The organism is Altererythrobacter litoralis (assembly GCF_036324225.1).
GTDB classification, from domain to species: Bacteria; Pseudomonadota; Alphaproteobacteria; order Sphingomonadales; family Sphingomonadaceae; genus Erythrobacter; species Erythrobacter litoralis_A.
Genome location: NZ_JAZDQV010000001.1, coordinates 18,714 through 42,544 on the forward strand (window position 1 = coordinate 18,714; position 23,831 = coordinate 42,544).

Consider the following 23,831-nt stretch of genomic DNA (forward strand, 5'->3'; position numbering starts at 1 on the left):
GTTATTTGAGAAATGGCTAAGGAAAAATTCCAGCGGACCAAGCCGCACTGCAACATCGGCACCATCGGTCACGTCGACCACGGCAAGACCACGCTGACCGCAGCGATCACCAAGGTGCTCGGCGCCCCGGTTGATTTCGCAAACATCGATAAGGCTCCGGAAGAGCGCGAGCGCGGCATCACTATCTCGACCGCACACGTCGAATATGAAACCGACGCGCGTCACTACGCTCACGTCGACTGCCCGGGCCACGCCGACTATGTGAAGAACATGATCACCGGCGCTGCGCAGATGGACGGCGCGATCCTGGTTGTGAACGCTGCTGACGGCCCGATGCCGCAGACCCGCGAGCACATCCTGCTTGCTCGCCAGGTCGGCGTGCCGGCGCTGGTCGTGTACATGAACAAGGTCGACCAGGTCGACGACGAGGAAATCCTGGAGCTAGTCGAACTCGAAGTTCGTGAACTGCTTTCGAGCTACGACTTCCCGGGCGACGATATTCCGATCGTCAAGGGTTCGGCTCTGGCCGCTCTCGAAGGTCGCGATCCGGAAATCGGTGAAAACTCGATCCTCGAGCTGATGAAGGCCGTGGACGAATTCATCCCGCAGCCCGACCGTCCGGTCGACAAGCCCTTCCTGATGCCGATCGAAGACGTGTTCTCGATCTCGGGTCGCGGTACCGTGGTTACTGGTCGCGTTGAAACCGGTGTTGTCAATGTTGGCGACGAAGTTGAAATCGTCGGCATCAAGGACACCCAGAAGACCACCGTCACCGGCGTAGAAATGTTCCGCAAGCTGCTCGATCGCGGTGAAGCTGGCGACAACATCGGCGCCCTGATCCGCGGCGTCGCTCGTGAAGCGGTTGAACGCGGCCAGGTCCTCTGCAAGCCCGGTTCGGTCAGCCCGCACACCGAGTTCAGCGCCGAAGTCTACGTGCTGTCGAAGGACGAAGGTGGCCGTCACACGCCTTTCTTCGCCAACTACCGCCCGCAGTTCTACTTCCGCACCACCGACGTGACCGGTGAAGTGATCCTCCCCGAGGGCACTGAAATGGTCATGCCGGGCGACAACGTGACCATCAGCGTCAAGCTGATTGCTCCGATCGCCATGGACGAAGGCCTGCGCTTCGCAATCCGCGAAGGCGGCCGCACCGTCGGTTCGGGCGTGGTCTCGAAGATCACCAAGTAATCGCGCGCAGGCCATGGCCTGCAGCGAAAAGAGGAGGCCCGGTTCCCGAGAGGGTGCCGGGCCCCTTTTTATGAGAGCCCGGTCCTGATTTTCAGGTACAGGGCAATCATACGGCGCGTGCCCAGTTTTTGGGCCAAATTTCGATGGAAACGGGGTTGCCAGAATCCCGCTACCACCGTATAGGCGCGCCCGAACGCGAGGATTCGTCCTCGCATGACGAATTTTGAAGGGCCGCCCTTTCCGGGAGACCGGGCGCAAGCGGGGCGGGCCTTTGTTTTTTTGAGGGGTCGAGAGGCTCCTTAGGCTCTTTCGCATTGGTGTAGGTAATGGAAGCTCAGAATATCCGCATTCGCCTCAAGGCGTTCGACCATCGTGTTCTCGACCAGGCTACTGGTGAGATTGCAGACACCGCGCGTCGCACGGGTGCTCTTATTCGTGGCCCCATTCCTCTGCCGACGCGTATCGAGAAGTTCACCGTGAACCGCGGCCCGCACATCGACAAGAAGTCGCGCGAGCAGTTCGAGGTGCGCACCTACAAGCGGTTGCTCGATATCGTGCAGCCCAACGCCCAGACCGTCGACGCGCTGATGAAGCTCGACCTTGCTGCAGGCGTGAACGTCGAGATCAAGCTGGCCTAATCCGCTTTTTCTCAGGTCTTCCGGCCCGACCTTAAACCGGCTGCGGAATTAAGGGGCTCCAACGGCCCCGTCGATCTCTCGGGATCGGCAAGACATTGGGATACCGCCGGAGTTCATCCGGGCTGCGTCCCCCGTCTAGCTCTCCAGGCCTTCGGGCATGGTTAGCACTCAGCCCGGACGGGGCGATGCATAAAAAATTCGGGCTGGCAAGCACGCGGGGATGGGCCTCGTGTGCCTCTGTTTAGGAGTTAGACGATGCGCACTGGCGTTATCGCAAAGAAAGTCGGGATGACCCGCCTGTTCCAGGAGGACGGACGTCACGTTCCCGTGACCGTTCTGTCGCTGGAAGACTGCCAGGTCGTCTCGCACCGGACTGCCGATCGCGATGGTTACTTCGCGGTCCAGCTGGGTGCGGGCGAAGCCAAGCAGAAGAATGTCAACAAGCCGCAGCGCGAGCATTTCGCCAAGGCCCAGGTCGGGCTGAAGAAGCGCGTGGCTGAATTCTGCGTCGAGAGCGAAGATGCCCTCGTACCGGTTGGTTCGACCATCAGCGCCGATCACTTTGTGGCTGGCCAGAAGGTCGACATCACCGGTCACACCCAGGGTAAGGGCTTTGCCGGCGCGATGAAGCGTTGGGGCTTCGGGGGCATGCGTGCAACGCACGGTGTTTCGATCTCGCACCGCGCACATGGTTCGACCGGTAACCGCCAGGATCCGGGCCGCGTGTTCAAGGGCAAGAAGATGGCCGGCCACATGGGCGACCGTCAGCGCACCCAGCAGAACCTGGAAGTCGTTCGCACCGACGCAGAGCGCGGCCTGATCTTCGTCAAGGGCTCGGTCCCTGGCTCGAAGAACGGCTGGCTGCTCGTTCGCGACGCTGTGAAGCTGCCGCTCCCCGAAGAGCTGCCGTTCCCCGGCGCAGTGATCGATCTCAACGCCGCTCCGCTGGTCGAAGAGACCGTGGTTGAAGCTCCGGTTGAAGAAGCCGCAGTCGAAGCCGCAGCCGAAACTCCCGCTCCCGAAGCAGAAGCTCCCGCAGCTGACGCTCCGGCAAGCGACGAAAACAAGGAGGGCTGATCCGTGAAGGTGAAGGTCCAGAAAATCGACGGCAAGGCGTCGGGCGATATCGAGCTCAACGATGCCGTGTTCGGAGTCGAGCCGCGTGCCGACATCCTGCACCGCATTGTCACCTGGCAGCTTGAAAACCGCCGTGGCACTGCCCGTCCGACCCGTGAACGTTCGGACGTTGCCCGTACCGGCAAGAAGTTCGGCCGCCAAAAGGGTGGTGGTACCGCCCGCCACGGTGACCGCGCAGCCCCGATCTTCATCGGTGGCGGCAAGGCTCACGGTGCGCGCAAGCGTGACTTCCGGCAGTCGCTGAACAAGAAGCTGCGTGCGCTCGGCCTGAAGATGGCGCTTTCGAGCAAGGCGAAGGACGGCCTCGTGGTTGTCGACAGCCTCGAGCTCAAGGACGCCAAGACCAAGGCGCTCAAGGGTCACCTCGACAAGGCCGGCCTGACCGGCAAGGTCCTTGTGATCGACGGCGAATGCGTGAACGAAGGCTTCAAGAAGGCCGCCGGCAACTTGCCGGGCGTGAACGTGCTCCCCGCCATCGGCGCCAATGTCTACGACATCCTCAACCACGACACGCTGGTCCTGACCAAGGACGCGGTCGCCAAGCTGGAGGCGCGCTTCAATGGCTAAGAAGCAGGAAATCGACGCGCGTCACTACGACGTGATCATCGCCCCGCACATCACCGAGAAGTCGACCATGGCTTCGGAACAGAACGCAGTTGTGTTCAAGGTGGCTGGCGACGCGACGAAGCCGCAGATCAAGGAAGCGGTGGAAGCGATCTACGACAAGAAGGTCGTGGCAGTGAACACGATCGTCGTGAAGGGCAAGACCAAGCGCTGGAAGGGCAAGGCCTACAAGCGCACCGACGTGAAGAAAGCGATCGTCACCCTCGCTGAGGGTGAAATGATCGACATCACCAGCGGGATCTGAGGGCAGGAACCATGGCACTCAAGAACTACAATCCGACGAGCCCCGCACGCCGCGGCCTCATCCTTGTCGACAAGACCAAGCTCTGGAAGGGCAAGCCGGTCAAGTCGCTCACGGAAGGCAAGCGCAAGACCGGTGGACGCAACAACAAGGGTCATGTCACTTCGCGTGGCATGGCTGGCGGTCACAAGCAGAAGTACCGCTTCATCGATTTCAAGCGCCGCAAGTGGGATATGCCCGCGACGGTCGAGCGCCTGGAATATGATCCCAACCGCACGGCTTTCATCGCGCTCATCAAGTATGAAGACGGTGAGCAGGCCTATATCATCGCTCCGCAGCGCCTCGCTGTCGGCGACCAGGTTGTGGCCGGTGAAAAGACCGACACCAAGCCGGGCAACGCGATGCTGCTGGGCCAGATGCCGGTCGGCACCATCTGCCACAATGTGGAGATGAAGCCGGGCAAGGGCGGCCAGATCGCTCGCAGCGCAGGCACCTATGTGCAGATCGTCGGTCGTGACCGCGGCATGGTGATCGCACGCCTGAACTCGGGCGAGCAGCGCTACCTGCGGGCCGATTGCATGGGTACGGTTGGCGCGGTGTCGAACCCCGACAACCAGAACCAGAACTTCGCCAAGGCCGGCCGCAAGCGCTGGATGGGCGTGAAGCCGCTTACCCGCGGTGTCGCCAAGAACCCGGTCGACCACCCGCACGGTGGTGGTGAAGGCCGCACCAGCGGCGGTCGCCATCCGGTGACCCCGTGGGGCAAGCCGACCAAGGGCGCCCGCACCCGCCACAACAAGCAGACGGACAAAATGATCATCCGTTCGCGCCACGCCAAGAAGAAGAGGTAAGGACTAATGGCACGTTCCGTCTGGAAAGGTCCGTTTGTCGAACTCAGCCTTCTGAAGAAGGCGGAGGACGCGCAGGAAACAAACAACAACAAGCCGATCAAGACCTGGTCGCGTCGTTCGACCATTCTCCCGCAGTTCGTTGGCCTGACGTTCAACGTCTACAACGGGCAGAAGTTCATCCCCGTCTCGGTTTCGGAAGAGATGGTCGGCCACAAGCTTGGCGAGTTCGCGCCCACGCGCAACTTCCCGGGCCACGCCGCCGACAAGAAGGGCAAGCGCTAATGGGCAAGGCAAAGGCACCCCGCCGCGTCGGCGATAACGAGGCGCTGGCCGTCGGCACCACGATCCGTGGTTCGGCGCAGAAGCTGAACCTCGTTGCCGAGCTGATCCGCGGCAAGAAGGCCGAAGAGGCCATGAACATCCTCGCTTTCTCGAAGAAGGCGATGGCGAAGGACGCCAGCAAGGTGCTTGCTTCGGCGATCGCCAATGCGGAGAACAACCACAATTTGGACGTCGACTCGCTCGTCGTGGCGGAAGCCTCGGTCGGCAAGTCGGTCACCATGAAGCGGTTCCACACCCGCGGTCGCGGCAAGTCGACCCGGATCCTCAAGCCGTTCAGCCGGCTGCGGATCGTGGTACGCGAGCAGGAAGAGGCGTAAGATGGGCCAGAAGAGCAATCCGATCGGTCTGCGCCTGCAGATCAACCGTACCTGGGACAGTCGCTGGTACGCCGAAGGGCGTGACTATGCCAAGCTGCTCAAGGAAGACATCGCGATCCGCAAGTACATCGTCGAGAGCCTGCCGCAGGCAGCGATCTCGAAGGTAGTGATCGAACGCCCGGCCAAGCTGTGCCGCGTATCGATCTATGCTGCGCGTCCCGGGGTCATCATCGGCAAGAAGGGCGCTGACATCGAAAAGCTGCGCTCGAAGCTGGCCAGCATGACCGACAGCGAAGTGAAGCTGAACATCGTTGAAATCCGCAAGCCGGAAATCGACGCCAAGCTCGTCGCACAGGGCATTGCCGATCAGCTGATCCGCCGCGTTGCATTCCGTCGTGCGATGAAGCGTGCGGTGCAGTCGGCGCTCCGTCTGGGCGCTGAAGGCATCAAGATCACCTGCGGCGGCCGTCTTGGCGGTGCGGAAATCGCACGCGTCGAATGGTACCGCGAAGGCCGCGTTCCGCTGCACACGCTGCGTGCGAACGTCGACTATGCCGAAGCCGAAGCGCTCACCGCATACGGCATCATCGGCATCAAGGTGTGGATCTTCAAGGGCGAGATCCTCGCTCACGATCCGACCGCGCAGGACCGCCTCATGATGGAAGCGCAGACTTCCGGCGTGCGCCCGGCTCGCTGATTGCAGGATTAGGAAAGAACCATGCTGCAACCGAAGAAAACCAAGTTCCGCAAGGCCTTCAAGGGCAAGATCAAGGGCGACGCCAAGGGCGGCACCACCTTGAACTTCGGCTCATACGGCCTGAAGGCGCTCGAACCCGAGCGTATCACCGCGCGCCAGATCGAAGCTGCGCGTCGTGCGATCACCCGCCACATCAAGCGCCAGGGGCGCCTGTGGATCCGCGTGTTCCCAGACGTTCCGGTGTCGAAGAAGCCTGCCGAAGTCCGTCAGGGTAAGGGCAAGGGTTCGATCGAATACTGGGCAGCTCGCGTAAAGCCGGGCCGCATCCTGTTCGAACTCGACGGCGTTGCCGGCCCGCTGGCCGCCGAAGCCTTCGAACGTGCAGCCATGAAGCTGCCGATCAAGACCAAGGTCGTGGCCCGCCTGGGCGACACCTCGCACCTGGGAGGCGAATGATGAGCAAGATCGAAGATCTGCGCACCAAAACCGATGACCAACTGGCCTCGGAGCTCGTCGAGCTCAAGCGCGAGCAGTTCAACCTTCGGTTCCAGGCTGCGACCAACCAGCTCGAAGCGCCGGCACGCGTGAAGCAAGTGCGTCGTTCGATCGCCAAGATCAAGACGCTGCAGAACGAGCGTGCGGCAACCGCCGCTGCCAAGGCTTGAGGAGTTAAACGATGCCGAAGCGTATCCTGATCGGGACCGTCACCTCCGACAAGACCGACAAGACCGTGACCGTGCTGGTCGAGCGCAAGGTGAAGCACCCGCTCTACGGGAAGATCATCCGTCGTTCGAAGAAGTATCATGCTCACGACGAAGCGAATGAATACAAGATTGGCGATGTGGTCCGCATCGAGGAAACCAGGCCGATCTCGAAGACCAAGACCTGGGCCGTGAAGGACCGGGTACAGGCAGGTGGCATGCAGGCGGTGGAAGCCGACCTCGACGTCGCAGCCGCGAGCAACTGAGTTAGACGTAGGGAACTGCCGGACTTGTTCCGGCAAGCCAGTGAGAAGGAAACGGATCAATGATCCAGATGCAATCCAATCTCGACGTCGCGGATAACAGCGGCGCCAAGCGCGTCCAGTGCATCAAGGTACTGGGCGGCTCGAAGCGTCGTACCGCGTCTGTCGGCGACGTGATCGTGGTTTCCGTGAAGGAAGCCCAGCCGCGCGCCCGCGTGAAGAAGGGTGACGTGCACCGCGCCGTCATCGTGCGCACCAAGAAGGACGTCCGCCGTCCCGATGGCAGCGTGATCCGCTTCGACAGCAACGCGGCCGTGCTCGTCAACAAGAACGAAGAGCCGATCGGAACCCGTATCTTCGGCCCGGTGGTGCGCGAACTGCGCGGCCGCGGCTTCATGAAGATCATTTCGCTCGCTCCGGAGGTGCTGTGATGGCCGCCGCTAAGATCAAGAAGGGTGACAACGTCGTCGTCCTTTCGGGCAAGGACAAGGGCAAGACCGGCACGGTCGCCCAGGTCATGCCGAAGGAAGGCAAGGTCGTTGTCGAAGGCGTGAACGTCGCCACCCGTCACCGCAAGCCGAACCAGGCCAACCCGCAGGGTGGCATCGAGCGCCGCGAGGCTCCGATGCACATCTCGAAAGTCGCGGTGGCCGATCCGAAGACTGGCAAGCCCACCCGCGTCCGTTTCGAAGAAAAGGGCGGCAAGAAGGTGCGCGTTGCCGTGAAGAGTGGGGAGACCATCGATGGCTGATTATACCCCCCGCCTGAAGCAGAAGTACGAAGACCAGATCGTCAAGGCGATGACCGAGAAGTTCGGTTACAAGAACCGCCTTGAAGTTCCGAAGCTCGAAAAGATCACGCTCAACATGGGTGTGGGCGAGGCGAGCCAGGACAAGAAGAAGGTCCAGACCGCTGCCGAGGAAATGGCGCTGATTGCCGGCCAGAAGCCGGTCATCACCAAGGCGAAGAAGTCGATCGCGCAGTTCAAGCTGCGTGAAGGCATGCCGATCGGGTGCAAGGTTACCATGCGCCGCGACCGTATGTACGAATTCCTCGACCGCCTCGTGACCATCGCAATGCCGCGTATCCGCGACTTCCGTGGGCTCAACCCCAAGTCGTTTGACGGTCGTGGCAACTATGCGATGGGTCTCAAGGAACAGATCGTGTTCCCTGAGATCAGCTACGACAAGATCGAAAAGGTGCGTGGCATGGATATCATCGTCACCACTACCGCAAAGACCGACGAGGAAGCGCGCGAACTGCTGAAGCTGTTCGGTTTCCCGTTCCCGGTCGAACAGACCGAAGAAAAGGAAGCGGCGTGAGCCGCTGACCAGGAGAGCTTAAGTCCATGGCGAAACTGAGTTCCATCAACAAGAACGAGCGTCGTAAGAAGCTCGTCAAGAAGTACGCAAACCAATACGCCAAGCTGAAGGCGATTGCGGACAACGAGTCGCTCGACGAGGGCGAACGTCTGATCGCGCGCCTGAAGATGGCGGAAATCCCGCGTAATGCAAACCCGACCCGGGTGCGCAACCGCTGCAACACCACCGGCCGCCCGCGCGGCTATTACCGCAAGTTCGGGCTTTGCCGCATCGAACTCCGCGATCTTGCCAACAAGGGCATGATCCCGGGCGTGACCAAGTCGAGCTGGTGAGGATCTGACAGATGGCTATGACCGATCCCCTGGGTGATATGCTCACCCGTATCCGCAACGGCCAGCAGGCGAAGAAGGACAGCGTCCTTTCGCCGGCTTCCAAGCTGCGTGCGAACGTGCTCGAGGTGCTCCAGCGCGAAGGCTACATCCGTGGCTACAGCGAAGACAGCACCGGCAAGCACAAGGCGCTGCGGATCGAACTGAAGTATTTCGAGGGCGAACCTGCGATCAAGCATGTCGCTCGCGTCTCCAAGCCGGGCCGCCGGATCTACTCGGGCAGCAAGGAGCTCCCGACTGTCCGCAACGGCCTTGGCATCACCATCGTCTCGACCCCCAAGGGCGTGCTTTCGGATGCCGAAGCGCGTGCCGAGAACGTCGGCGGCGAAGTGCTGGCGGAGGTGTTCTGATGAGCCGCATTGGCAAGAAGCCGGTGGTGATCCCCAGCGGGGTCACCGCCAATATCGACAACGGCACGATGACCGTGAAGGGCCCCAAGGGTACCCTTTCGATGGGCCTTTCCGACCTGATCGATTACAAGATCGACGGTGAGGAAATACAGGTCAAGCCGGCCAATGACACCAAGGCCGCACGCTCCTTCTGGGGCATGCAGCGCACGCTAGTTTCGAACCTGGTCGAAGGCGTGACCGAGGGTTTCACCAAGGTGCTCGAGATCACGGGTGTGGGCTATCGCGCCAACGCCCAGGGCAAGAAGCTGAAGCTCCAGCTCGGCTACAGCCACGATGTCGATCTCGACGTGCCCGAAGGCCTCGAAGTGAAGACCCCGGACCAGACCACGGTCGAAATCTCGGGGATCGACAAGCAGGCCGTTGGTCAGTTTGCCGCCGAAGTCCGCCGCTGGCGCAAGCCCGAGCCGTATAAGGGCAAGGGCATCAAGTACCGCGGCGAGTATGTCTTCCGCAAGGAAGGGAAGAAGAAGTAAGATGGCAAAGCTTTCTCTCTTTGAACGTCGTCGTCGCCGTGTGCGCACCGCTCTCAAGAGCAATGCCGGCGGTCGCCCGCGTCTGTCGGTGCACCGCACCGGCAAGCACATCTATGCGCAGATCATCGATGATGCCGACGGCCGCACCCTGGCCGCAGCTTCCACCCTTGGTGGCAAGCCTTCGGGCGCCAATGTCGATGCCGCTGCCCAGGTGGGCAAGGATATCGCCGCGGCGGCCAAGAAGGCCGGCGTGACCACCGTCGTGTTCGACCGCGGCGGCTTCCTGTTCCACGGCCGCGTCAAGGCGCTGGCCGATGCCGCCCGCGAAGGCGGGCTGGAGTTCTGATGATGGCTGACGAAACCAAAAACGAAGAAACCCAGGTCGAAGCGACCGTTGCGGTTGAAGCGACCGAAGCTCCGGCCCAGGAGGCTGCTCCGGCGGTTGAAGAAGCCGTGGACGCCGAAGTCGAACAGCACGAGGGCCGCGGACGTGGCCGTGGTGGCCGTGAAGGCGGTCGTGGTCGTGGCCGTGGACGCGAAGAGCGTCGCCCGCGCCGCGAAGAGGAAGATGACGGCATCATCGAAAAGCTGGTGCACATCAACCGCGTCTCGAAGACGGTGAAGGGCGGCAAGCGCTTCGGCTTCGCAGCTCTGGTTGTCGTGGGCGACGGCTCGGGTCGTGTCGGCTTCGGCCATGGCAAGGCGCGCGAAGTGCCGGAAGCCATCTCGAAGGCGACCGCTGCTGCTCGCAAGAAGATGATCCGCGTTCCGCTCAAGGAAGGCCGCACGCTGCATCACGACGGCAATGGCCGTTTCGGTGCCGGCAAGGTGACCGTTCGCACTGCACCTGCGGGTACCGGTATCATCGCCGGTGGTCCGATGCGCGCCGTGTTCGAAAGCCTGGGCGTGGCCGACGTTGTGACCAAGTCGGTCGGTACGTCGAACCCCTACAACATGATCCGCGCCACTTTCGACGCGCTGCAGAACCAGACTTCGCCGAAGTCGGTTGCCCAGCGTCGTGGCAAGAAGATCGCCGACCTGCTCGGCCGCGGTGGCGCCAGCGAAGCTGAAGCTGAAGCTGCAGCCGCTGCTATCGTGGAGTAAGTTAGATGGCTGACAAGAAAACCATCAAGATCAAGCAGATCGGTTCGCCGATCCGCCGTCCTGAAGCCCAGCGCAAGATCCTGATCGGCTTGGGCCTCAACAAGACGCATAAGATCGTCGAACGCCAGGACACCCCCGAGGTGCGTGGCGCAATCGCCAAGATCCCGCATCTTGTGGCTGTGATCGACTAATATCCGTGACCCCGCTTCGGCGGGGCTCACTTTTCCAGCGCGAAACAAAGCGAAAGCGAGTGCACACATCATGAAACTCAACGACATCCGCGACAATGCCGGCGCCCGCAAGGGCCGCATCCGCGTGGGCCGTGGTATCGGCTCGGGCAAGGGCAAGACCGGTGGCCGCGGCCAGAAGGGCCAGAAGAGCCGTTCGGGCGTTGCCATCAAGGGCTTCGAAGGCGGCCAGATGCCGCTCCACATGCGTCTGCCGAAGCGCGGCTTCAACAATCCTTTCGGCAAGGACTATGCCGAAGTGAACGTTGGCATGATCCAGAAGTTCATCGACGCCAAGAAGCTCGACGCCAAGAAGGATCTCGACGAAGCGACTCTGCGCGCAGCGGGCCTGGTCCGCGGCGGCAAGGACGGCGTCCGCCTGCTGGGCAAGGGCGAAATCACCGCGAAGGTCAAGTTCGTCGTTACCGGCGCTACCAAGGGCGCGATCGCCGCAGTCGAAAAGGCTGGCGGTTCGGTCGAAGTTATCGCTCCGGCCCAGCCCGAGCATGAAAAGAAGGCCGCGCGCCGCGAGGCCAACAAGGCTGCCAAGGCCAAGTAATCGACGAAATCGGGAAGCGGGGGTTCGACATCGGGCCCTTCGCTTCCTATGTGTCCTTCCGACAGCCGGGAGGGACCGGCGACAAGCTAGGATTCATTCGTTCCCATGGCATCACGCGCCGACAGCATTGCGAGCAATCTTAACCTCGCGAACTTCTCCAAAGCCACCGAACTGCGCCAGCGTATCTGGTTCACGATCGGTGCGCTTATTGTCTTCCGTTTCCTCAGCTTCGTGCCGCTGCCGGGTATCAACCCGCTGGCGCTGCGCGAGCTGGCTGCGCAGACGCAGGGCGGCATCCTCGACATGTTCAACATGTTCACCGGGGGCAGCCTTGAGCGTATGAGCCTGATCGCGCTCGGCGTGATGCCTTACATCACCGCCTCGATCGTGGTGCAGATGGCAGCGGCGCTGCATCCGACGCTTGCTGCGCTCAAGAAGGAAGGCACCACCGGGCGTCAAAAGCTTAACCAGTACACCCGCTATGGCACGGTGTTCCTGTGCGCGATCCAGGGCTGGTTTCTGGCTGCGGGGCTTGAAAGCTTTGCCAATGCCGCCGGCCTGCAGGCCGTGGTCAGTCCCGGTTACATGTTCCGCGTTGGCGCTGTGATCAGCCTCGTCGGCGGCACCATGTTCCTGCTGTGGCTGGGCGAACAGATCACCAGCCGCGGTATCGGCAATGGCGTGTCGCTCATCATTATGGCCGGCATCGTTGCGCAATTCCCGACCTTCACTTCGAACCTTTTCGAAGGTGGCCGCACCGGTTCGATCGGCGCGGGCATCATCGTCGGCTTCGTGTTGATGGTGATCGTGCTGATCCTGTTCATCAGCTTCATGGAACGCGCCCAGCGCCGCCTGCTGATCCAGTATCCCAAGCGTGCAACGCAGCGCGGCATGATGCAGGCGGACAGTTCGCACCTGCCGCTCAAGCTCAACACTGCAGGCGTGATCCCGCCGATCTTTGCCAGCTCGCTGCTGCTGCTGCCGCTGACGATTTCGCAGTTCGCGGGCAATTCGATCGATCCGTCGAGCGGTGCGGGCAGCGTGATCCAGTCGCTCAACCAGTATCTGCAGCACGGCCAGCCGATCTATATGACGCTCTATGCACTGGGCATCATGTTCTTCGCGTTCTTCTATACCGCAGTGGTCTTCAATCCTGAGGAAACGGCTGAGAATTTGAAGAAGAACGGCGGCTTCATCCCCGGCATCCGCCCGGGCAAGCGGACTGCCGACTATCTCGACTATGTGCTCACGCGCATTACGGTGGTCGGCGCGATCTACCTGACGCTGGTCTGCGTCATTCCGGAATACATGATCGCACAGACCGGCATCCCGCTGTTCCTGGGTGGCACCAGCCTGCTGATCGTGGTCAATGTGACGGTGGATACGATCACTCAGATCCAGTCGCATCTGTTGGCACACCAGTATGGTGACCTTATCAAGAAGGCCAAGTTGAAAGGCCGCATGCGCTAAGCCAATCCGGCACTTCGGGGGGTTGAGTAGTCACATGAACATCATTCTTCTCGGGCCTCCCGGAGCGGGCAAGGGCACGCAGAGCGGCCGCTTGGTGGAACAATACGGCATGCGCCAGCTTTCGACCGGCGACATGCTGCGTGCGGCGGTGAAGGCGCAGACCCCGGTGGGGATCAAGGCCAAGGCGGTGATGGACCGCGGCGAACTCGTTTCGGACGAGATCGTCTCGGAACTGATCGACGCGGAACTTGCGGCGATGGACCCTGCCACCGGCGCGATCTTCGATGGTTACCCGCGCACCGAAATGCAGGCGCAGATGCTCGACGCACTGCTCACGAAGCACGGCCGCTCGCTCGACTATGTGATCGAGCTTGGAGTGGACGAGGACGCTCTGGTCGAACGGATCACCGGGCGCTTCTCATGCGGCAATTGCGGGGCACTGTATCACGACACGGCCAACCCGCCTGCGACGCCGGGCGTGTGCGACGCATGCGGCAGCACCGAATTCAAGCGGCGTCCTGATGACAATGAGGAAACCGTGCGAACGCGGATGCAGGAATATCGCGCCAAGACTGCGCCGATCCTGCCCGGATATGAATCGCGCGGAATCGTCCGCCGGGTCGATGGCATGGCCAGCATCGACGAAGTGGCCGCCGCGATCGACGCGATCCTCGGCTGATCCGCATGGCCCTTTTCCCTTGGCCGCGTCTCGCCTAGACCATGCGGCAAAGGGAGGGTTCAACAACATGAGAAACCAGCTTGCGGCAGCGCTCTGCGCGCCAATGCTCGCCGTGGCGCTGCCAGCGCAGGCCGAAGTCATCCAGAGCGGTGGTGACGGCTTTGTCACCCGCGACGCGGCGGTGGTCGATGCGACTCCCAAGGAAGTGTGGCTGGCGCTGATCAGCCCCGCAAAATGGTGGAACTCTGGCCATACCTGGTCGGGCGATGCCGCAAATTTGACGCTGACGCCCAAGGCCGGTGGCTGTTTCTGCGAACGTATCCCCGAAGATCCGGACGCCAGTCGCATCACGCTTGAAGGCAGTGCCGAGCACATGCGGGTGATCCAGGCCTATCCCGAACATGCCTTGCGCATGCGTGGCGGGCTGGGGCCCTTGCAAAGCGAACCGGCGAACGGAGTGCTCACCATCACGATGAGCGAAACTGAGAAGGGCACGCGGATCGTGTGGGAGTACGCCGTGGGCGGCTTCATGCGCTATCCGGTGGAAGTGATCGCTCCGGCTGTCGATGGCGTGATGAGCCAGCAACTCAATGGTCTCGCCCAATTGCTTGGACGGATCGATGAGCCCAAGGCAGAACCTGCGCCTGATCCTGAGCCCGCGCCGGAAGCTGAAGCAGATGAACAGGCTGCCGCGCCGCGCGAATTAAGCCTCGAAGAAGCGATCGATGCGATGGCGGGCAAGGATAAGTGACAGCACGGCGTCCAATCCACATGGCTTGTTTTGACCGGGCGGTTGAGTTGGTGTAGCCTTGCAATTCGTCGATCGCGGCCCATATCGGGCTGTGTGACGTGTCGCGTGCGCTTGGCGGTTGACGCCGCGAGAGAATCGCATTAAGCGCGCCCTCATTCGACATGTTCGAAAACAGTCCGGCAGGCGGCAGCCCGATGCGCGCCAACCGGGCTTTTTGCCGTTTGAGCACCAGCTTGGCGGTTTCGGGCATGGCGAAGGATCGCGTTGAGATAGGGGAAGGCCGGTTTCCGGCGGGACCCTGTGGAGCATGGAGAAGTAAGTGGCTCGTATTGCCGGGGTCAATATCCCCACCAACAAGCGCGTTATCATCGCGCTCACCTATATTCACGGTATCGGCCGTACCACGGCCGTCCAGATCGCCGACAAGCTTGGCATCGATCACACCCGCCGCGTGCAGGACCTCAGCGATGAGGAAGTGCTGCGCATCCGCGAAGCGATCGACGCCGAATTCACCGTGGAAGGCGACCTGCGTCGGCAGACCGCGATGAACATCAAGCGGCTGATGGACCTGCGCTCCTACCGGGGCCTGCGCCACCGTGCCGGTCTGCCCGTTCGCGGTCAGCGCACGCACACCAACGCCCGCACCCGCAAGGGCAAGGCAAAGCCCATCGCGGGCAAGAAGAAGTAAGCCGGACCGGGTTTCCCGAACCGCTTTTTCCTTCTGACGAGCTAAAGGACACACACGATGGCACGCGAACCAGGCCGTATCCGGCGCCGCGACAAGAAGAACATCACCAGCGGCGTTGCGCATATCAACGCCAGCTTCAACAACACCATGATCACTATCACCGACGCGCAGGGCAATGCTATCAGCTGGTCCAGCGCAGGCATGATGGGCTTCAAGGGCAGCCGCAAGTCGACTCCCTATGCAGCGCAGGTCGCCGCGGATGACGCCGGCAAGAAGGCCGCCGAACACGGCGTGCGCACGCTGGAAGTCGAAGTGAAGGGCCCTGGCTCGGGCCGCGAGAGCGCACTGCGCGGTCTCGCTGCGGTCGGCTTCAACATCACGTCGATCCGCGACGTGACGCCGATCCCGCACAATGGCGTGCGGCCTTCCAAGCGCCGTCGCGTCTGATCCGTACCTGCCCGGCGGCCGGTTACGGTCGCCGCCTCCCAACGGACCGGACGCGTTACCAGCGCTCCGGTCCTGTCCGCACCTGAACCCTAGGGGAAATCCATGTCCGTCAATATGAAGAACTGGCAGGAACTGAAGAAGCCCAACGCTCTCGAGATCAAGGAAAGCGGCGACAAGACCCGCAAGGTCACTTTCGTCGCCGAACCGCTCGAGCGTGGCTTCGGCCTCACTCTCGGCAACGCGCTGCGCCGTGTGCTGTTGAGCTCGCTGCAGGGCGCCGCGATCACCTCGATCAAGATCGAGAACGTGCTCCACGAATTCTCGTCGCTTGCCGGCGTGCGTGAAGACGTGACCGACATCGTCCTCAATGTGAAGCAGATCGCGCTCAAGATGGAAGGTGAAGGCCCCAAGCGGCTGCAGCTTTCCGCCACCGGCCCTGGCGAAGTCAAGGCCGGCGACATTGCCGTTTCTGGCGATATCGAGGTGATGAACAAGGATCTCGTGATCTGCCATCTCGACGAAGGCGCCACGCTGAACATGGAGCTCACCGCCGACACCGGCAAGGGCTATTCCCCTGCCGTGGCGAACCGCCCGGTTGATGCGCCGATCGGCCTGATCCCGGTCGACTCGCTCTATTCGCCGGTGCGCCAGGTGAGCTACAAGGTCGAGAATGCCCGCGTCGGGCAGGAGCTCGACTACGACAAGCTCTCGCTGACCGTCGAAACCGATGGCACCGTCACCCCCGAAGACGCCGTGGCCTATGCCGCGCGCATCCTGCAGGACCAGCTGACTCTGTTCGTGCACTTCGAAGACGGTATCCCGCAGCCTTCGACTGGCCTTATCGGCCAGGCCGCAGAACCGCAGGAATCGGATGCCAACCAGCTCAACCGTTACCTTCTCAAGAAGGTCGACGAGCTCGAGCTGTCGGTGCGTTCGGCCAACTGCCTCAAGAACGACAACATCATCTACATCGGCGACCTGGTCCAGAAGACCGAAGCCGAGATGCTGCGTACGCCGAACTTCGGCCGCAAGTCGCTCAACGAGATCAAGGAAGTGCTCTCCAGCATGGGTCTGCGCCTCGGCATGGACATCCCCGGATGGCCGCCTGAGAACATCGAGGAAATGGCTAAGAAGCTCGAACAGGAGCTGCTGGGCTAATCAGGGCTATCGGCGGCGGGCCCAAACCGCCGCCAGAACTGGGGTACCTGAAACGGCCCCTTTGCGAACGCCCGATCCCCTCAGGGAAAGTGGGAACCGGATTGACCTGATGGTCAGCTTCGCTTTCCCGCCCGGAGGGGTCGGCAAAAAAAGGAATGAATTATGCGTCACGGAATGAAGCAGCGTAAGCTTGGTCGCAAGACCGGCCACCGCCACGCCCTGCTGCGCAACCTCGCAGCTGCGCTGATCAAGCACGAGCAGATCCTTACCACGGCTCCCAAGGCCAAGGAACTGCGTCCCTATGTCGAAAAGCTGGTTACGCTCGCGAAGCGCGGCGGCCTTTCGAACCGCCGCCTGGCGATGAGCCGCCTGGGTGACGAAACCCAGCTCAAGAAGCTGTTCGACGTGCTAGCTGAGCGTTATTCGGACCGCGACGGTGGCTACACCCGCGTGATCAAGGCCGGTTTCCGCGCCAGCGACGCTGCGCCGATGGCAGTGATCGAGTTCGTAGAGCGCGACACCGACGCCAAGGGCCAGGACTCGGGCCCGGTCATGAGCGAAGAAGAATTCGAAGACGCGTAAGCGCGCTCGAAGCTAAACAGCGAAGGGCCGGTGGAGCGATCCGCCGGCCCTTTTTCTTTTGCCGGCCCGCTCGTAGTGTCGCGCGCATGATTCGAACCACTTTCGCAGCGCTGGCGCTGCTCGCTTCCGCCCCGCTTGCCGCGCAATCGACCACGCAGGACGAACTCGATGCGCGTTATGATCGTGCGCTCGCCGCCGGGTACAAGGCGTTGTTTCTGTGCGGGGCCATCGCCAATGCGGAGCGGAATGGTGCCACGCGGACGCCTGAAAGCGTGATGGAGTGGGAACTGGCGGGAATCCAGGCGCCACAAGATACAGTCATCGGTAAGCTGCAGTTTGAAATTGTTCGGCATGGCATAGGCAACCCGAAAGGGAGTGCGCCTCAAATCAGCCATGTCGATGTCCAATGGGCAGATGGAATGGCGCCTCGACGAGCGGTTCACGACTCACAGCAAGGTTGTTCGTTGCTGCCAATAGGCGGATCCATGCCTCCCGCAGCGATGGTGCGGGAGCAAAAGCCGGCTGAAGCAGACCCGCAGGGGCCAGTCGTTCACTCCGACATCCAAAATGCAATTGGCAGTGCATTCAGTCAGAATGGCCCAAGGACAACAGCGACGATCGTAACCAGCAATGGCAAGGTCGTGGCGGAACGATATGCCGAGGGCTTTGGCCCCAAGGTCCCCCAGCGCACTTGGTCGGTTGCCAAGAGCATAGCCGCTACACTGGTTGGTGCGGCGGTGCAGCGTGGTGATACATCAGTAGATCGTTTTGCAGGATTGGGATTGAGTCCTCAGGATTACACACGCCGCTCTATCACCATAGATCAACTCCTGCGCATGGCGTCGGGCCGCTATTCCGACACGCCGGGCAATCGCACCGATCCGCTCTATTTCGGAGGATCGACTGTCGAGGAAACCGCGCTGCACTGGCCATTGGTGCACCAGCCGGGATCAGCGTTCCGCTATGCCAACAACGATACGCTCGCGGCGGTGCAGGCGATCAAAAGCACGTTCGTAGAACACCCGCCTGCCGAATTGTTTGCCAAGCTTGGCATGAGCCACACCGTCGCTGAGACCGACTGGCAGGGGAACTATATCCTCTCCAGCCAGGTCTGGTCGACCGCGCGCGATCTGGCGCGGCTTGGCCAGCTCTATCTGGACGACGGTGTCCTGCCAAACGGCGAGCGCATCCTGCCCGAAGGCTGGGTCCACTATGTTTCCACCCCATCAGGCCCGCAGCCCGATGGCCCGCTGGGCTATGGCGCTGGCTTCTGGCTGTTCAACAAGACCGACGGCATCCCCCCAGATACTTTCGCCATGCAGGGCAATCGCGGCCAGTTCGTCGTGATCGTGCCCAGCCGCAACGTCGTGATCGTGCGGCGTGGCGAGGATCCGGTCGGCAGCCGTTTCGATATCCTGTCCTTCACCCGCGACGTGCTGGCGGCGCTTGATTGAGCATGTCGCAACGCTAGTGTCCTCGCCCAAGACCCTGTTGGAGAGAATTTCCCGATGATCCGCATGTTGACGCTGGCCGTGAGTGCCAGCCTGCTCGCCGCGCCGCTTGCTGCGCAGGCGCAATCGTTGGCTGGCTATCCCGAAACTCGTGCGGAGCCGCTAGTGGAAGAGATCTTCGGGGAGCAGGTGACAGACCCATATCGCTGGCTGGAAAACGATGTGCGTATCGATCCCGAAGTGGCCGACTGGGTGGAACGCCAGAATGCGGTGAGCGCAGGTTTTCTCGCTTCGCTTGAAGAGCGCGACTGGTTTGCTGCGAAGATCGCGGGGCTTACCGATTTCGAACGTTTCGGCATTCCGCAGAAGGCGGGCCGGAACTATTTTTACACGCGCAATTCGGGCCTGCTCAACCAGTCGCAGCTCTATGTGCAGGAGGGACTGGAGGGCGCAAGGCGACTGCTGATCGATCCGAACGCATGGGCCAAGGACGGGGCGACCGCGCTGGCCGGGTGGGAACCTTCGCCCGATGGATCGCTGCTTGCCTATAGCGTGCAGGACGGCGGCACCGACTGGCGCATCATTCGCGTGATCGACGTAGCGACCGGGCAACCGCTCGGCGACGAAATCCGCTGGGCCAAATTCACCGGAATCGCCTGGGTCGGCAGCGAGGGTTTCCTCTATTCGCGCTTCCCCGAACCGGAGGAAGGGCAGGACTTCCAGGCGCTCAATTACAACCAGGCCGTTTATTACCACCGCATCGGCACTTCGCAGTCTGAGGACCGGTTGGTCTTCTCGACGCCGAACCACCCCGAGCGCGGCCATGCCGTGCGCACCACGCATGACGGGCGCTGGGCGGTCATCACTACTTCGACCGGCACGGATGACCGGTATGAAGTGCATGTGATCGACCTTGCCAGGAACGGCGAACACCGCTGGTATGCTTTGCCGCTCGTGACAGGCTTCGAGCATAGCTGGCGGCTGATCGCCTCATTGGGCGGCAAGCTCTATTTCACCACCAATAGCGACGCTCCCAAATACCGCATCGTGATGGTCGACCTCGATAGCAAGCAGGCCGACTGGCAACTGGTCGTGCCCGAACGCGAGGAACCGATTTCGGGCGCGTCGATCGTGGGCGAGCGATTGGTGGTCGAATATCTCAAGGACGCTACCAGCCAGGCTCTGCTTTATGACCTCGAAGGCAGGCCGGTCGGCCAGATCGCGCTCGCGGGAATTGGCGCAGCGGGCGGCTTTGGCGGAACACCGGGCGATCCGGAAACCTTCTACAGCTTCACGAGCTTCAACCGGCCTGCCTCGATCTACCGGCTCGATCTGGAAAACGGCCAGACGGGCATCTTCGCCACGCCCGAACTCACCTTCGATCCTGAACGCTATGCGATCGAGCAGCGCTTCTATGCCTCGAAGGACGGGACGCAGATCCCGATCTTCATCGTGCGCAGCAAGGAACTGGCGGAAGGCGGGAAGGCCGCGCCCACGCTGCTCTATGGTTATGGCGGGTTCGACATTTCGCAGACTCCCGGCTTTTCGGCCACGCGCATGGCCTGGCTCGAAGCGGGCGGGGTGTTCGCGCTGGCCAATATCCGTGGCGGCGGTGAATACGGCAAAGAATGGCACGATGCCGGGTGCCGGGCGAACAAGCAGAACGTGTTCGACGATTTCATCGCCGCGGGCGAATTCCTGAAGGCAGAAGGTTACACCACTCCTGATGGTCTTGCGATCGAAGGTCGCTCGAACGGCGGGTTGCTGGTCGGCGCAGTGACCAACCAGCGCCCCGACTTGGTCAATGCGGCGCATGCCGCCGTCGGCGTGATGGACATGCTGCGCTTCGATCGCTTCACCGCCGGGCGCTATTGGGTCGACGACTATGGCTTTCCCAACCGCGAAGAGGACTTCCGCGTGTTGCGCACCTATTCGCCCTATCACAATGTGCGGAACGGAGTGGATTATCCGGCGGTGCTGGTCACTACGGCAGACACGGATGACCGCGTCGTGCCCGGGCACAGCTTCAAATACACCGCGGCGCTGCAGGCGGCGGAGTTGGGCGACAAGCCGCGTATCATCCGGGTGGAAACGCGTGCCGGGCATGGATCGGGCAAGCCGACCGACAAGGTGATCGACGAGGGTGCCGACGTGCTGGCCTTCCTGGCGCATTTCACCGGACTTGAGGTGTCAGATAGTGATGTTCAGGAAAAATAGGACTTAGCTGAACAATTGCTGTCACAGCGATTCAGCAAGTTAACAGCGCGAATCGCCTAGCTCTCTCCTCACAGCCGCGGCAATCCCGCCACGGCCCAGATGAGGAGAACCTCAAATGAGCAAGACCAGGAACTTTGCGAAGGGTGGGATCGCAACCGCAGCGGTGGGTGCCATGGCACTGGCCGGAGTAACCCCCGCTTTTGCCGGCGACCGCAACCGCGACAGGATCGACGCAGGCGATGTGATCGCCGGGGCGCTGATCATCGGAGGCATCGCCGCCATTGCAAGCGCCGCGAGCAAGGACCGCTACAATGATGGCTATCGCTACCGCGAAAGCCGCCATGGCCATGGCAACTCGCGCGCTGCGGTCGAACGCTGCGTGGCGGCTGTGGAACGGGATGCGCGCCGCGCGGGCTATCGCTTCGCCGAAGTGACCGAGATCCGCGATGTCGATCGCGAGCGGCGCGGGTGGGAAGTCACCGGCCGATTGATCGTCGACGGGAAGCGCCCTTGGGGCATGCGCGGGGCCGATCGCTACAGCGTCGGCTACAACGACCGCTACAACGATCGCGGCAGTTATAACCGTGGTCGCGATTTCGATCGCGGCAGCTTCAAGTGCGAAATCAATCGCGGCCGGGTGGTGGACATCGATTATCGCGGCATCCGCGGGCTCAACTGAGCAGGATTGACCGTTTCAAGAGCCACCAATGGGCGGTTCAGGCTTCGCTAAGCCTGGGCCGCCTAGCTGCCAAAAGGATATCGGAGCGGTGGTGGACGCTCGCCTTAACCGGAGGGACCCGATGGCCCAGATTAACCGCTTCGCCGCGTTGAGCGGCCTGATTGCCGCTCTTTCGATGGCTGCGACGCCCGCTGCCGCTGCGGACATGCCGCGCGCCGCGCCTTCAGCCAATTCCGCCATTCCCATGCACGGCGTGTTCGACGCGGATTCGCTCAAGGCAGAACGGCACCGCTATTGGCGGTATCGCCATCGCGACCGGATCGATGCAGGTGACGTGCTGGCGGGCGTGCTGATCATCGGCGGGATCGCGGCGATTGCCAACGCAGCCTCGAATTCGGAGCGCGATCGGCGCTATCTTGACGAGCGCTATCGTGACTCCCGCTACGAGCGCCAGGACTATCGCGACCGGCGCGACACCCGCCGCTCTACCGGCGGGCGCGGCATCGACGGCGCGGTCGACATGTGCGTCGCCGAAATCGAACGCGATGTGCGGATCGACAGCGTGGACAGCGTCGACCGAAGCGGCGACGGCTGGCGCGTGACCGGCACGATCTTCAACGGCGACCGCTTTACTTGCCAGATCGGCGCGGATGGCCGGATCGACACCGTCGATTATGGCGACGGTTTCGCGGCTGCGGAGCCCGTGCAGGGCAACCAGCATAGCGATGACCGCTATCGCGCCGCTTGGGCCAATGTGGATCGTGGCGCCCAACCGGCGACCGGCGAACGCGCCGAGCAGCTTCCCTCCTATCCGGGTGGGCCGATCGACGGCGATCTCCAGGACGGCGGGGATGACCGCTACGGGATGGCGGAATCACCCGGCAACTGAGCCGGTACGTCAGTTCTCGGCGGATTCGTGATAGCTGGGCAGGGCGATCTGCCAGCGGATCGCCGCGCTGCGAACGGCAAAGCCTGACAGGAAGGCCGCGCCCCACACCAGCGGGTTTGCGATCCCCAGCGCCATCCCGCCAGCAGTGAGCGCGGCGGAGACGGCAGCAGCCGTAACGTAAAGCTCCGGCCGCATGATGATCGATGGGCGCCCGGCGACGACATCGCGGATGATCCCGCCGACGCAGCCGGTGATCACCCCCATCAGCGCGGCGGGAACCGGCGGTACCCCATATGATAACGCCTTGGCGCTGCCGATGACGGCATAGGCGGTGAGGCCCGCACCGTCGGCATAGTCGAGCAGTTTCCCTTCCCACCAGCGGGTTGGCGTGAACCAGGCGATCAGTGCGGTGGCAAGGCAAATCGCCGCCACCCACGGGTCAGTCATCCAGAACACCGGCGCCCCGATTAGCAGGTCGCGTACAGTGCCGCCGCCGACGCCGGTCACGAGCGCGAAGAAGGCCATCGTCACGAAAGTCTGGCGCAATTTGGCCGCCAGTAGCGCGCCGGTTAGCGCGAAAATCGCCAGTCCCAGTATGTCGAGCCCGTCAAGCAGCGGAGTCAGGACTTCAGCACCGTTCATGCAGTTACGCGCGCCTTGCGCCGCCGGAACATCAGCACGCAGCCGAGCAGCGCGCCGACCAGGCCCAGTATGGCGAACAGGATCAGGATCGGGTGGCTCGTGTCCTCGCGGGTCTGGAGGTCCATGATGTGCAGCCCCCACATGAAATCGAAGGCGCGCCACCAGCTCGTGCGCACCGCTTCGATCTGGCCCGTATCGCGGCCGACATAGACATGCGTGCCGCCCTCAAGCGCGACCTGCCATACTGGCATTTCGCGGCGGAAGTCGAACGGCACTTCGGACGCCTCGAATGCAGTGACGCTCAGTACCTTGTCGCCGCCGTCGATCCGCTGGGCCACGATGCGCCGCGCATCGCTGGCCGTGAGCGAGGGAAGGGCGCCGCCACTGGTCATGTCGACCCGGCGCACGCTGCCATCCATGCCGGTGAGGATCGCAACTGCCCGCCCGTCCTGCATGACTGCACGCATTTCGCGGATCGGGAATTCCGGGCTTGCCAGCGAACTGCCGGGCAGCACCAGGGCCTCAGCCGGTTGCTCCAGGACCAAGTGATTGCCGCGCACTTCCTCGATCGGGCGCGCCGCCATAAACAGGCCGGTCACCATCCACATCAGGATTGGAAAGCCGACCAGCCAGCCGAGCCAGATATGCCATTTGGCAAAGCGCTGCATGAGCAGTGGGCGCGCCATTAATTTTCC

Annotated in this window: 35 protein-coding genes; 33 read left to right on the plus strand and 2 right to left on the minus strand. The window is 62.3% G+C overall.

The genetic code is table 11. The features are described 5' to 3' along the window. The first annotated feature begins 12 nt into the window (after positions 1-12). From tuf to VRS74_RS00240, 33 genes are all read left to right on the plus strand, one after another. Entirely contained in the window at positions 13-1,188 is a 1,176-nt protein-coding gene (gene tuf, locus VRS74_RS00080; RefSeq protein ID WP_354143196.1) for an elongation factor Tu, read from the plus strand. Between the two features lie 326 nt (positions 1,189-1,514). After that, entirely contained in the window at positions 1,515-1,826 is a 312-nt protein-coding gene (gene rpsJ, locus VRS74_RS00085; RefSeq protein WP_034905023.1) for a 30S ribosomal protein S10, read from the plus strand. A 255-nt stretch (positions 1,827-2,081) separates the two neighbouring features. Further along, entirely contained in the window at positions 2,082-2,903 is an 822-nt protein-coding gene (gene rplC, locus VRS74_RS00090) for a 50S ribosomal protein L3 (RefSeq protein WP_354143197.1), read from the plus strand. 3 nt (positions 2,904-2,906) lie between these two features. Then, complete coding sequence (rplD, locus tag VRS74_RS00095; RefSeq protein WP_354143198.1) at positions 2,907-3,530, plus strand: 50S ribosomal protein L4; 624 nt, start codon at positions 2,907-2,909, stop codon at positions 3,528-3,530. Further along, positions 3,523-3,831 carry a 50S ribosomal protein L23 gene (locus VRS74_RS00100; protein ID WP_354143199.1) on the plus strand — a complete coding sequence of 103 codons (309 nt, stop codon included), beginning with the start codon at positions 3,523-3,525 and terminating at the stop codon, positions 3,829-3,831. The genes rplD and VRS74_RS00100 overlap by 8 nt, the downstream gene beginning before the upstream one ends. An 11-nt stretch (positions 3,832-3,842) precedes the next feature. Beyond that, on the plus strand, positions 3,843-4,679 hold the full coding sequence (gene rplB / locus VRS74_RS00105) for a 50S ribosomal protein L2 (RefSeq protein WP_354143200.1): 837 nt from the start codon (positions 3,843-3,845) through the stop codon (positions 4,677-4,679). Between the two features lie 6 nt (positions 4,680-4,685). Further along, on the plus strand, positions 4,686-4,961 hold the full coding sequence (gene rpsS / locus VRS74_RS00110; RefSeq protein ID WP_354143201.1) for a 30S ribosomal protein S19: 276 nt from the start codon (positions 4,686-4,688) through the stop codon (positions 4,959-4,961). Then, a complete protein-coding gene (gene rplV / locus VRS74_RS00115) occupies positions 4,961-5,338 on the plus strand; it encodes a 50S ribosomal protein L22 (protein WP_354143202.1) in 378 nt (125 codons plus the stop codon). Before rpsS ends, rplV begins: the two co-directional genes overlap by 1 nt. A gap of 1 nt (position 5,339) precedes the next feature. After that, positions 5,340-6,035, plus strand: coding sequence for a 30S ribosomal protein S3 (gene rpsC, locus VRS74_RS00120; protein WP_354143203.1), 696 nt, complete (start codon positions 5,340-5,342; stop codon positions 6,033-6,035). Between the two features lie 21 nt (positions 6,036-6,056). Further along, the gene (rplP, locus tag VRS74_RS00125) at positions 6,057-6,491 is read left to right on the plus strand and encodes a 50S ribosomal protein L16 (RefSeq protein WP_354143204.1); all 435 of its coding nucleotides are present in this window, start codon (positions 6,057-6,059) and stop codon (positions 6,489-6,491) included. Beyond that, complete coding sequence (gene rpmC / locus VRS74_RS00130) at positions 6,491-6,700, plus strand: 50S ribosomal protein L29 (protein ID WP_354143205.1); 210 nt, start codon at positions 6,491-6,493, stop codon at positions 6,698-6,700. Before rplP ends, rpmC begins: the two co-directional genes overlap by 1 nt. 11 nt (positions 6,701-6,711) lie before the next feature. Beyond that, the gene (rpsQ, locus tag VRS74_RS00135) at positions 6,712-7,002 is read left to right on the plus strand and encodes a 30S ribosomal protein S17 (RefSeq protein WP_354143206.1); all 291 of its coding nucleotides are present in this window, start codon (positions 6,712-6,714) and stop codon (positions 7,000-7,002) included. Between the two features lie 59 nt (positions 7,003-7,061). Next, complete coding sequence (rplN, locus tag VRS74_RS00140; RefSeq protein WP_061924894.1) at positions 7,062-7,430, plus strand: 50S ribosomal protein L14; 369 nt, start codon at positions 7,062-7,064, stop codon at positions 7,428-7,430. Then, entirely contained in the window at positions 7,430-7,750 is a 321-nt protein-coding gene (gene rplX / locus VRS74_RS00145) for a 50S ribosomal protein L24 (RefSeq protein ID WP_354143207.1), read from the plus strand. Before rplN ends, rplX begins: the two co-directional genes overlap by 1 nt. Continuing rightward, complete coding sequence (gene rplE, locus VRS74_RS00150) at positions 7,743-8,321, plus strand: 50S ribosomal protein L5 (RefSeq protein ID WP_354143208.1); 579 nt, start codon at positions 7,743-7,745, stop codon at positions 8,319-8,321. Before rplX ends, rplE begins: the two co-directional genes overlap by 8 nt. Before the next feature lie 26 nt (positions 8,322-8,347). Further along, positions 8,348-8,653: a 30S ribosomal protein S14 gene (rpsN, locus tag VRS74_RS00155; protein ID WP_354143209.1), complete on the plus strand. Its 306-nt coding sequence runs from the start codon at positions 8,348-8,350 to the stop codon at positions 8,651-8,653. Between the two features lie 11 nt (positions 8,654-8,664). Further along, a complete protein-coding gene (gene rpsH / locus VRS74_RS00160; protein ID WP_354143210.1) occupies positions 8,665-9,060 on the plus strand; it encodes a 30S ribosomal protein S8 in 396 nt (131 codons plus the stop codon). Further along, positions 9,060-9,593 (plus strand): 50S ribosomal protein L6, encoded by a 534-nt coding sequence (gene rplF / locus VRS74_RS00165; RefSeq protein WP_354143211.1) that lies wholly within the window; start codon positions 9,060-9,062, stop codon positions 9,591-9,593. The genes rpsH and rplF overlap by 1 nt, the downstream gene beginning before the upstream one ends. Position 9,594: 1 nt before the next feature. Beyond that, positions 9,595-9,939 (plus strand): 50S ribosomal protein L18, encoded by a 345-nt coding sequence (gene rplR, locus VRS74_RS00170; protein ID WP_354143212.1) that lies wholly within the window; start codon positions 9,595-9,597, stop codon positions 9,937-9,939. Beyond that, positions 9,939-10,697 (plus strand): 30S ribosomal protein S5, encoded by a 759-nt coding sequence (gene rpsE, locus VRS74_RS00175; protein ID WP_354143213.1) that lies wholly within the window; start codon positions 9,939-9,941, stop codon positions 10,695-10,697. Before rplR ends, rpsE begins: the two co-directional genes overlap by 1 nt. A gap of 5 nt (positions 10,698-10,702) precedes the next feature. Beyond that, on the plus strand, positions 10,703-10,888 hold the full coding sequence (rpmD, locus tag VRS74_RS00180; RefSeq protein ID WP_354143214.1) for a 50S ribosomal protein L30: 186 nt from the start codon (positions 10,703-10,705) through the stop codon (positions 10,886-10,888). A gap of 70 nt (positions 10,889-10,958) precedes the next feature. Then, a complete protein-coding gene (rplO, locus tag VRS74_RS00185) occupies positions 10,959-11,483 on the plus strand; it encodes a 50S ribosomal protein L15 (RefSeq protein ID WP_354143215.1) in 525 nt (174 codons plus the stop codon). Positions 11,484-11,588: 105 nt separating this feature from the next. Beyond that, a complete protein-coding gene (gene secY / locus VRS74_RS00190; protein WP_354143216.1) occupies positions 11,589-12,953 on the plus strand; it encodes a preprotein translocase subunit SecY in 1,365 nt (454 codons plus the stop codon). 34 nt (positions 12,954-12,987) lie between these two features. Then, entirely contained in the window at positions 12,988-13,632 is a 645-nt protein-coding gene (locus VRS74_RS00195) for an adenylate kinase (protein ID WP_354143217.1), read from the plus strand. A gap of 67 nt (positions 13,633-13,699) precedes the next feature. Continuing rightward, positions 13,700-14,383, plus strand: a complete 684-nt coding sequence (locus VRS74_RS00200) for an SRPBCC family protein (protein WP_354143218.1) — start codon at positions 13,700-13,702, stop codon at positions 14,381-14,383. A gap of 319 nt (positions 14,384-14,702) precedes the next feature. After that, on the plus strand, positions 14,703-15,071 hold the full coding sequence (gene rpsM / locus VRS74_RS00205; RefSeq protein WP_354143219.1) for a 30S ribosomal protein S13: 369 nt from the start codon (positions 14,703-14,705) through the stop codon (positions 15,069-15,071). Between the two features lie 57 nt (positions 15,072-15,128). Further along, positions 15,129-15,518: a 30S ribosomal protein S11 gene (gene rpsK / locus VRS74_RS00210; protein WP_017666383.1), complete on the plus strand. Its 390-nt coding sequence runs from the start codon at positions 15,129-15,131 to the stop codon at positions 15,516-15,518. Positions 15,519-15,620: 102 nt separating this feature from the next. Beyond that, positions 15,621-16,676, plus strand: coding sequence for a DNA-directed RNA polymerase subunit alpha (locus tag VRS74_RS00215; RefSeq protein ID WP_354143220.1), 1,056 nt, complete (start codon positions 15,621-15,623; stop codon positions 16,674-16,676). 162 nt (positions 16,677-16,838) lie between these two features. Continuing rightward, on the plus strand, positions 16,839-17,258 hold the full coding sequence (gene rplQ / locus VRS74_RS00220) for a 50S ribosomal protein L17 (RefSeq protein WP_354143221.1): 420 nt from the start codon (positions 16,839-16,841) through the stop codon (positions 17,256-17,258). An 86-nt stretch (positions 17,259-17,344) separates the two neighbouring features. Then, positions 17,345-18,712, plus strand: coding sequence for a serine hydrolase domain-containing protein (locus VRS74_RS00225; RefSeq protein ID WP_354143222.1), 1,368 nt, complete (start codon positions 17,345-17,347; stop codon positions 18,710-18,712). Between the two features lie 54 nt (positions 18,713-18,766). Beyond that, entirely contained in the window at positions 18,767-20,926 is a 2,160-nt protein-coding gene (locus VRS74_RS00230) for a prolyl oligopeptidase family serine peptidase (RefSeq protein ID WP_354143223.1), read from the plus strand. 115 nt (positions 20,927-21,041) lie between these two features. Beyond that, the gene (locus VRS74_RS00235; RefSeq protein WP_354143224.1) at positions 21,042-21,605 is read left to right on the plus strand and encodes a hypothetical protein; all 564 of its coding nucleotides are present in this window, start codon (positions 21,042-21,044) and stop codon (positions 21,603-21,605) included. Between the two features lie 121 nt (positions 21,606-21,726). After that, a complete protein-coding gene (locus VRS74_RS00240; RefSeq protein ID WP_354143225.1) occupies positions 21,727-22,494 on the plus strand; it encodes a hypothetical protein in 768 nt (255 codons plus the stop codon). Between the two features lie 9 nt (positions 22,495-22,503). Here the strand turns inward: VRS74_RS00240 and VRS74_RS00245 are convergent, their stop codons facing one another. Continuing rightward, positions 22,504-23,136 carry a trimeric intracellular cation channel family protein gene (locus VRS74_RS00245; protein ID WP_354143226.1) on the minus strand — a complete coding sequence of 211 codons (633 nt, stop codon included), beginning with the start codon at positions 23,134-23,136 and terminating at the stop codon, positions 22,504-22,506. Beyond that, entirely contained in the window at positions 23,133-23,822 is a 690-nt protein-coding gene (locus tag VRS74_RS00250) for a PepSY domain-containing protein (RefSeq protein WP_354143227.1), read from the minus strand. The genes VRS74_RS00245 and VRS74_RS00250 overlap by 4 nt, the downstream gene beginning before the upstream one ends. Between the last annotated feature and the right edge of the window lie 9 nt (positions 23,823-23,831).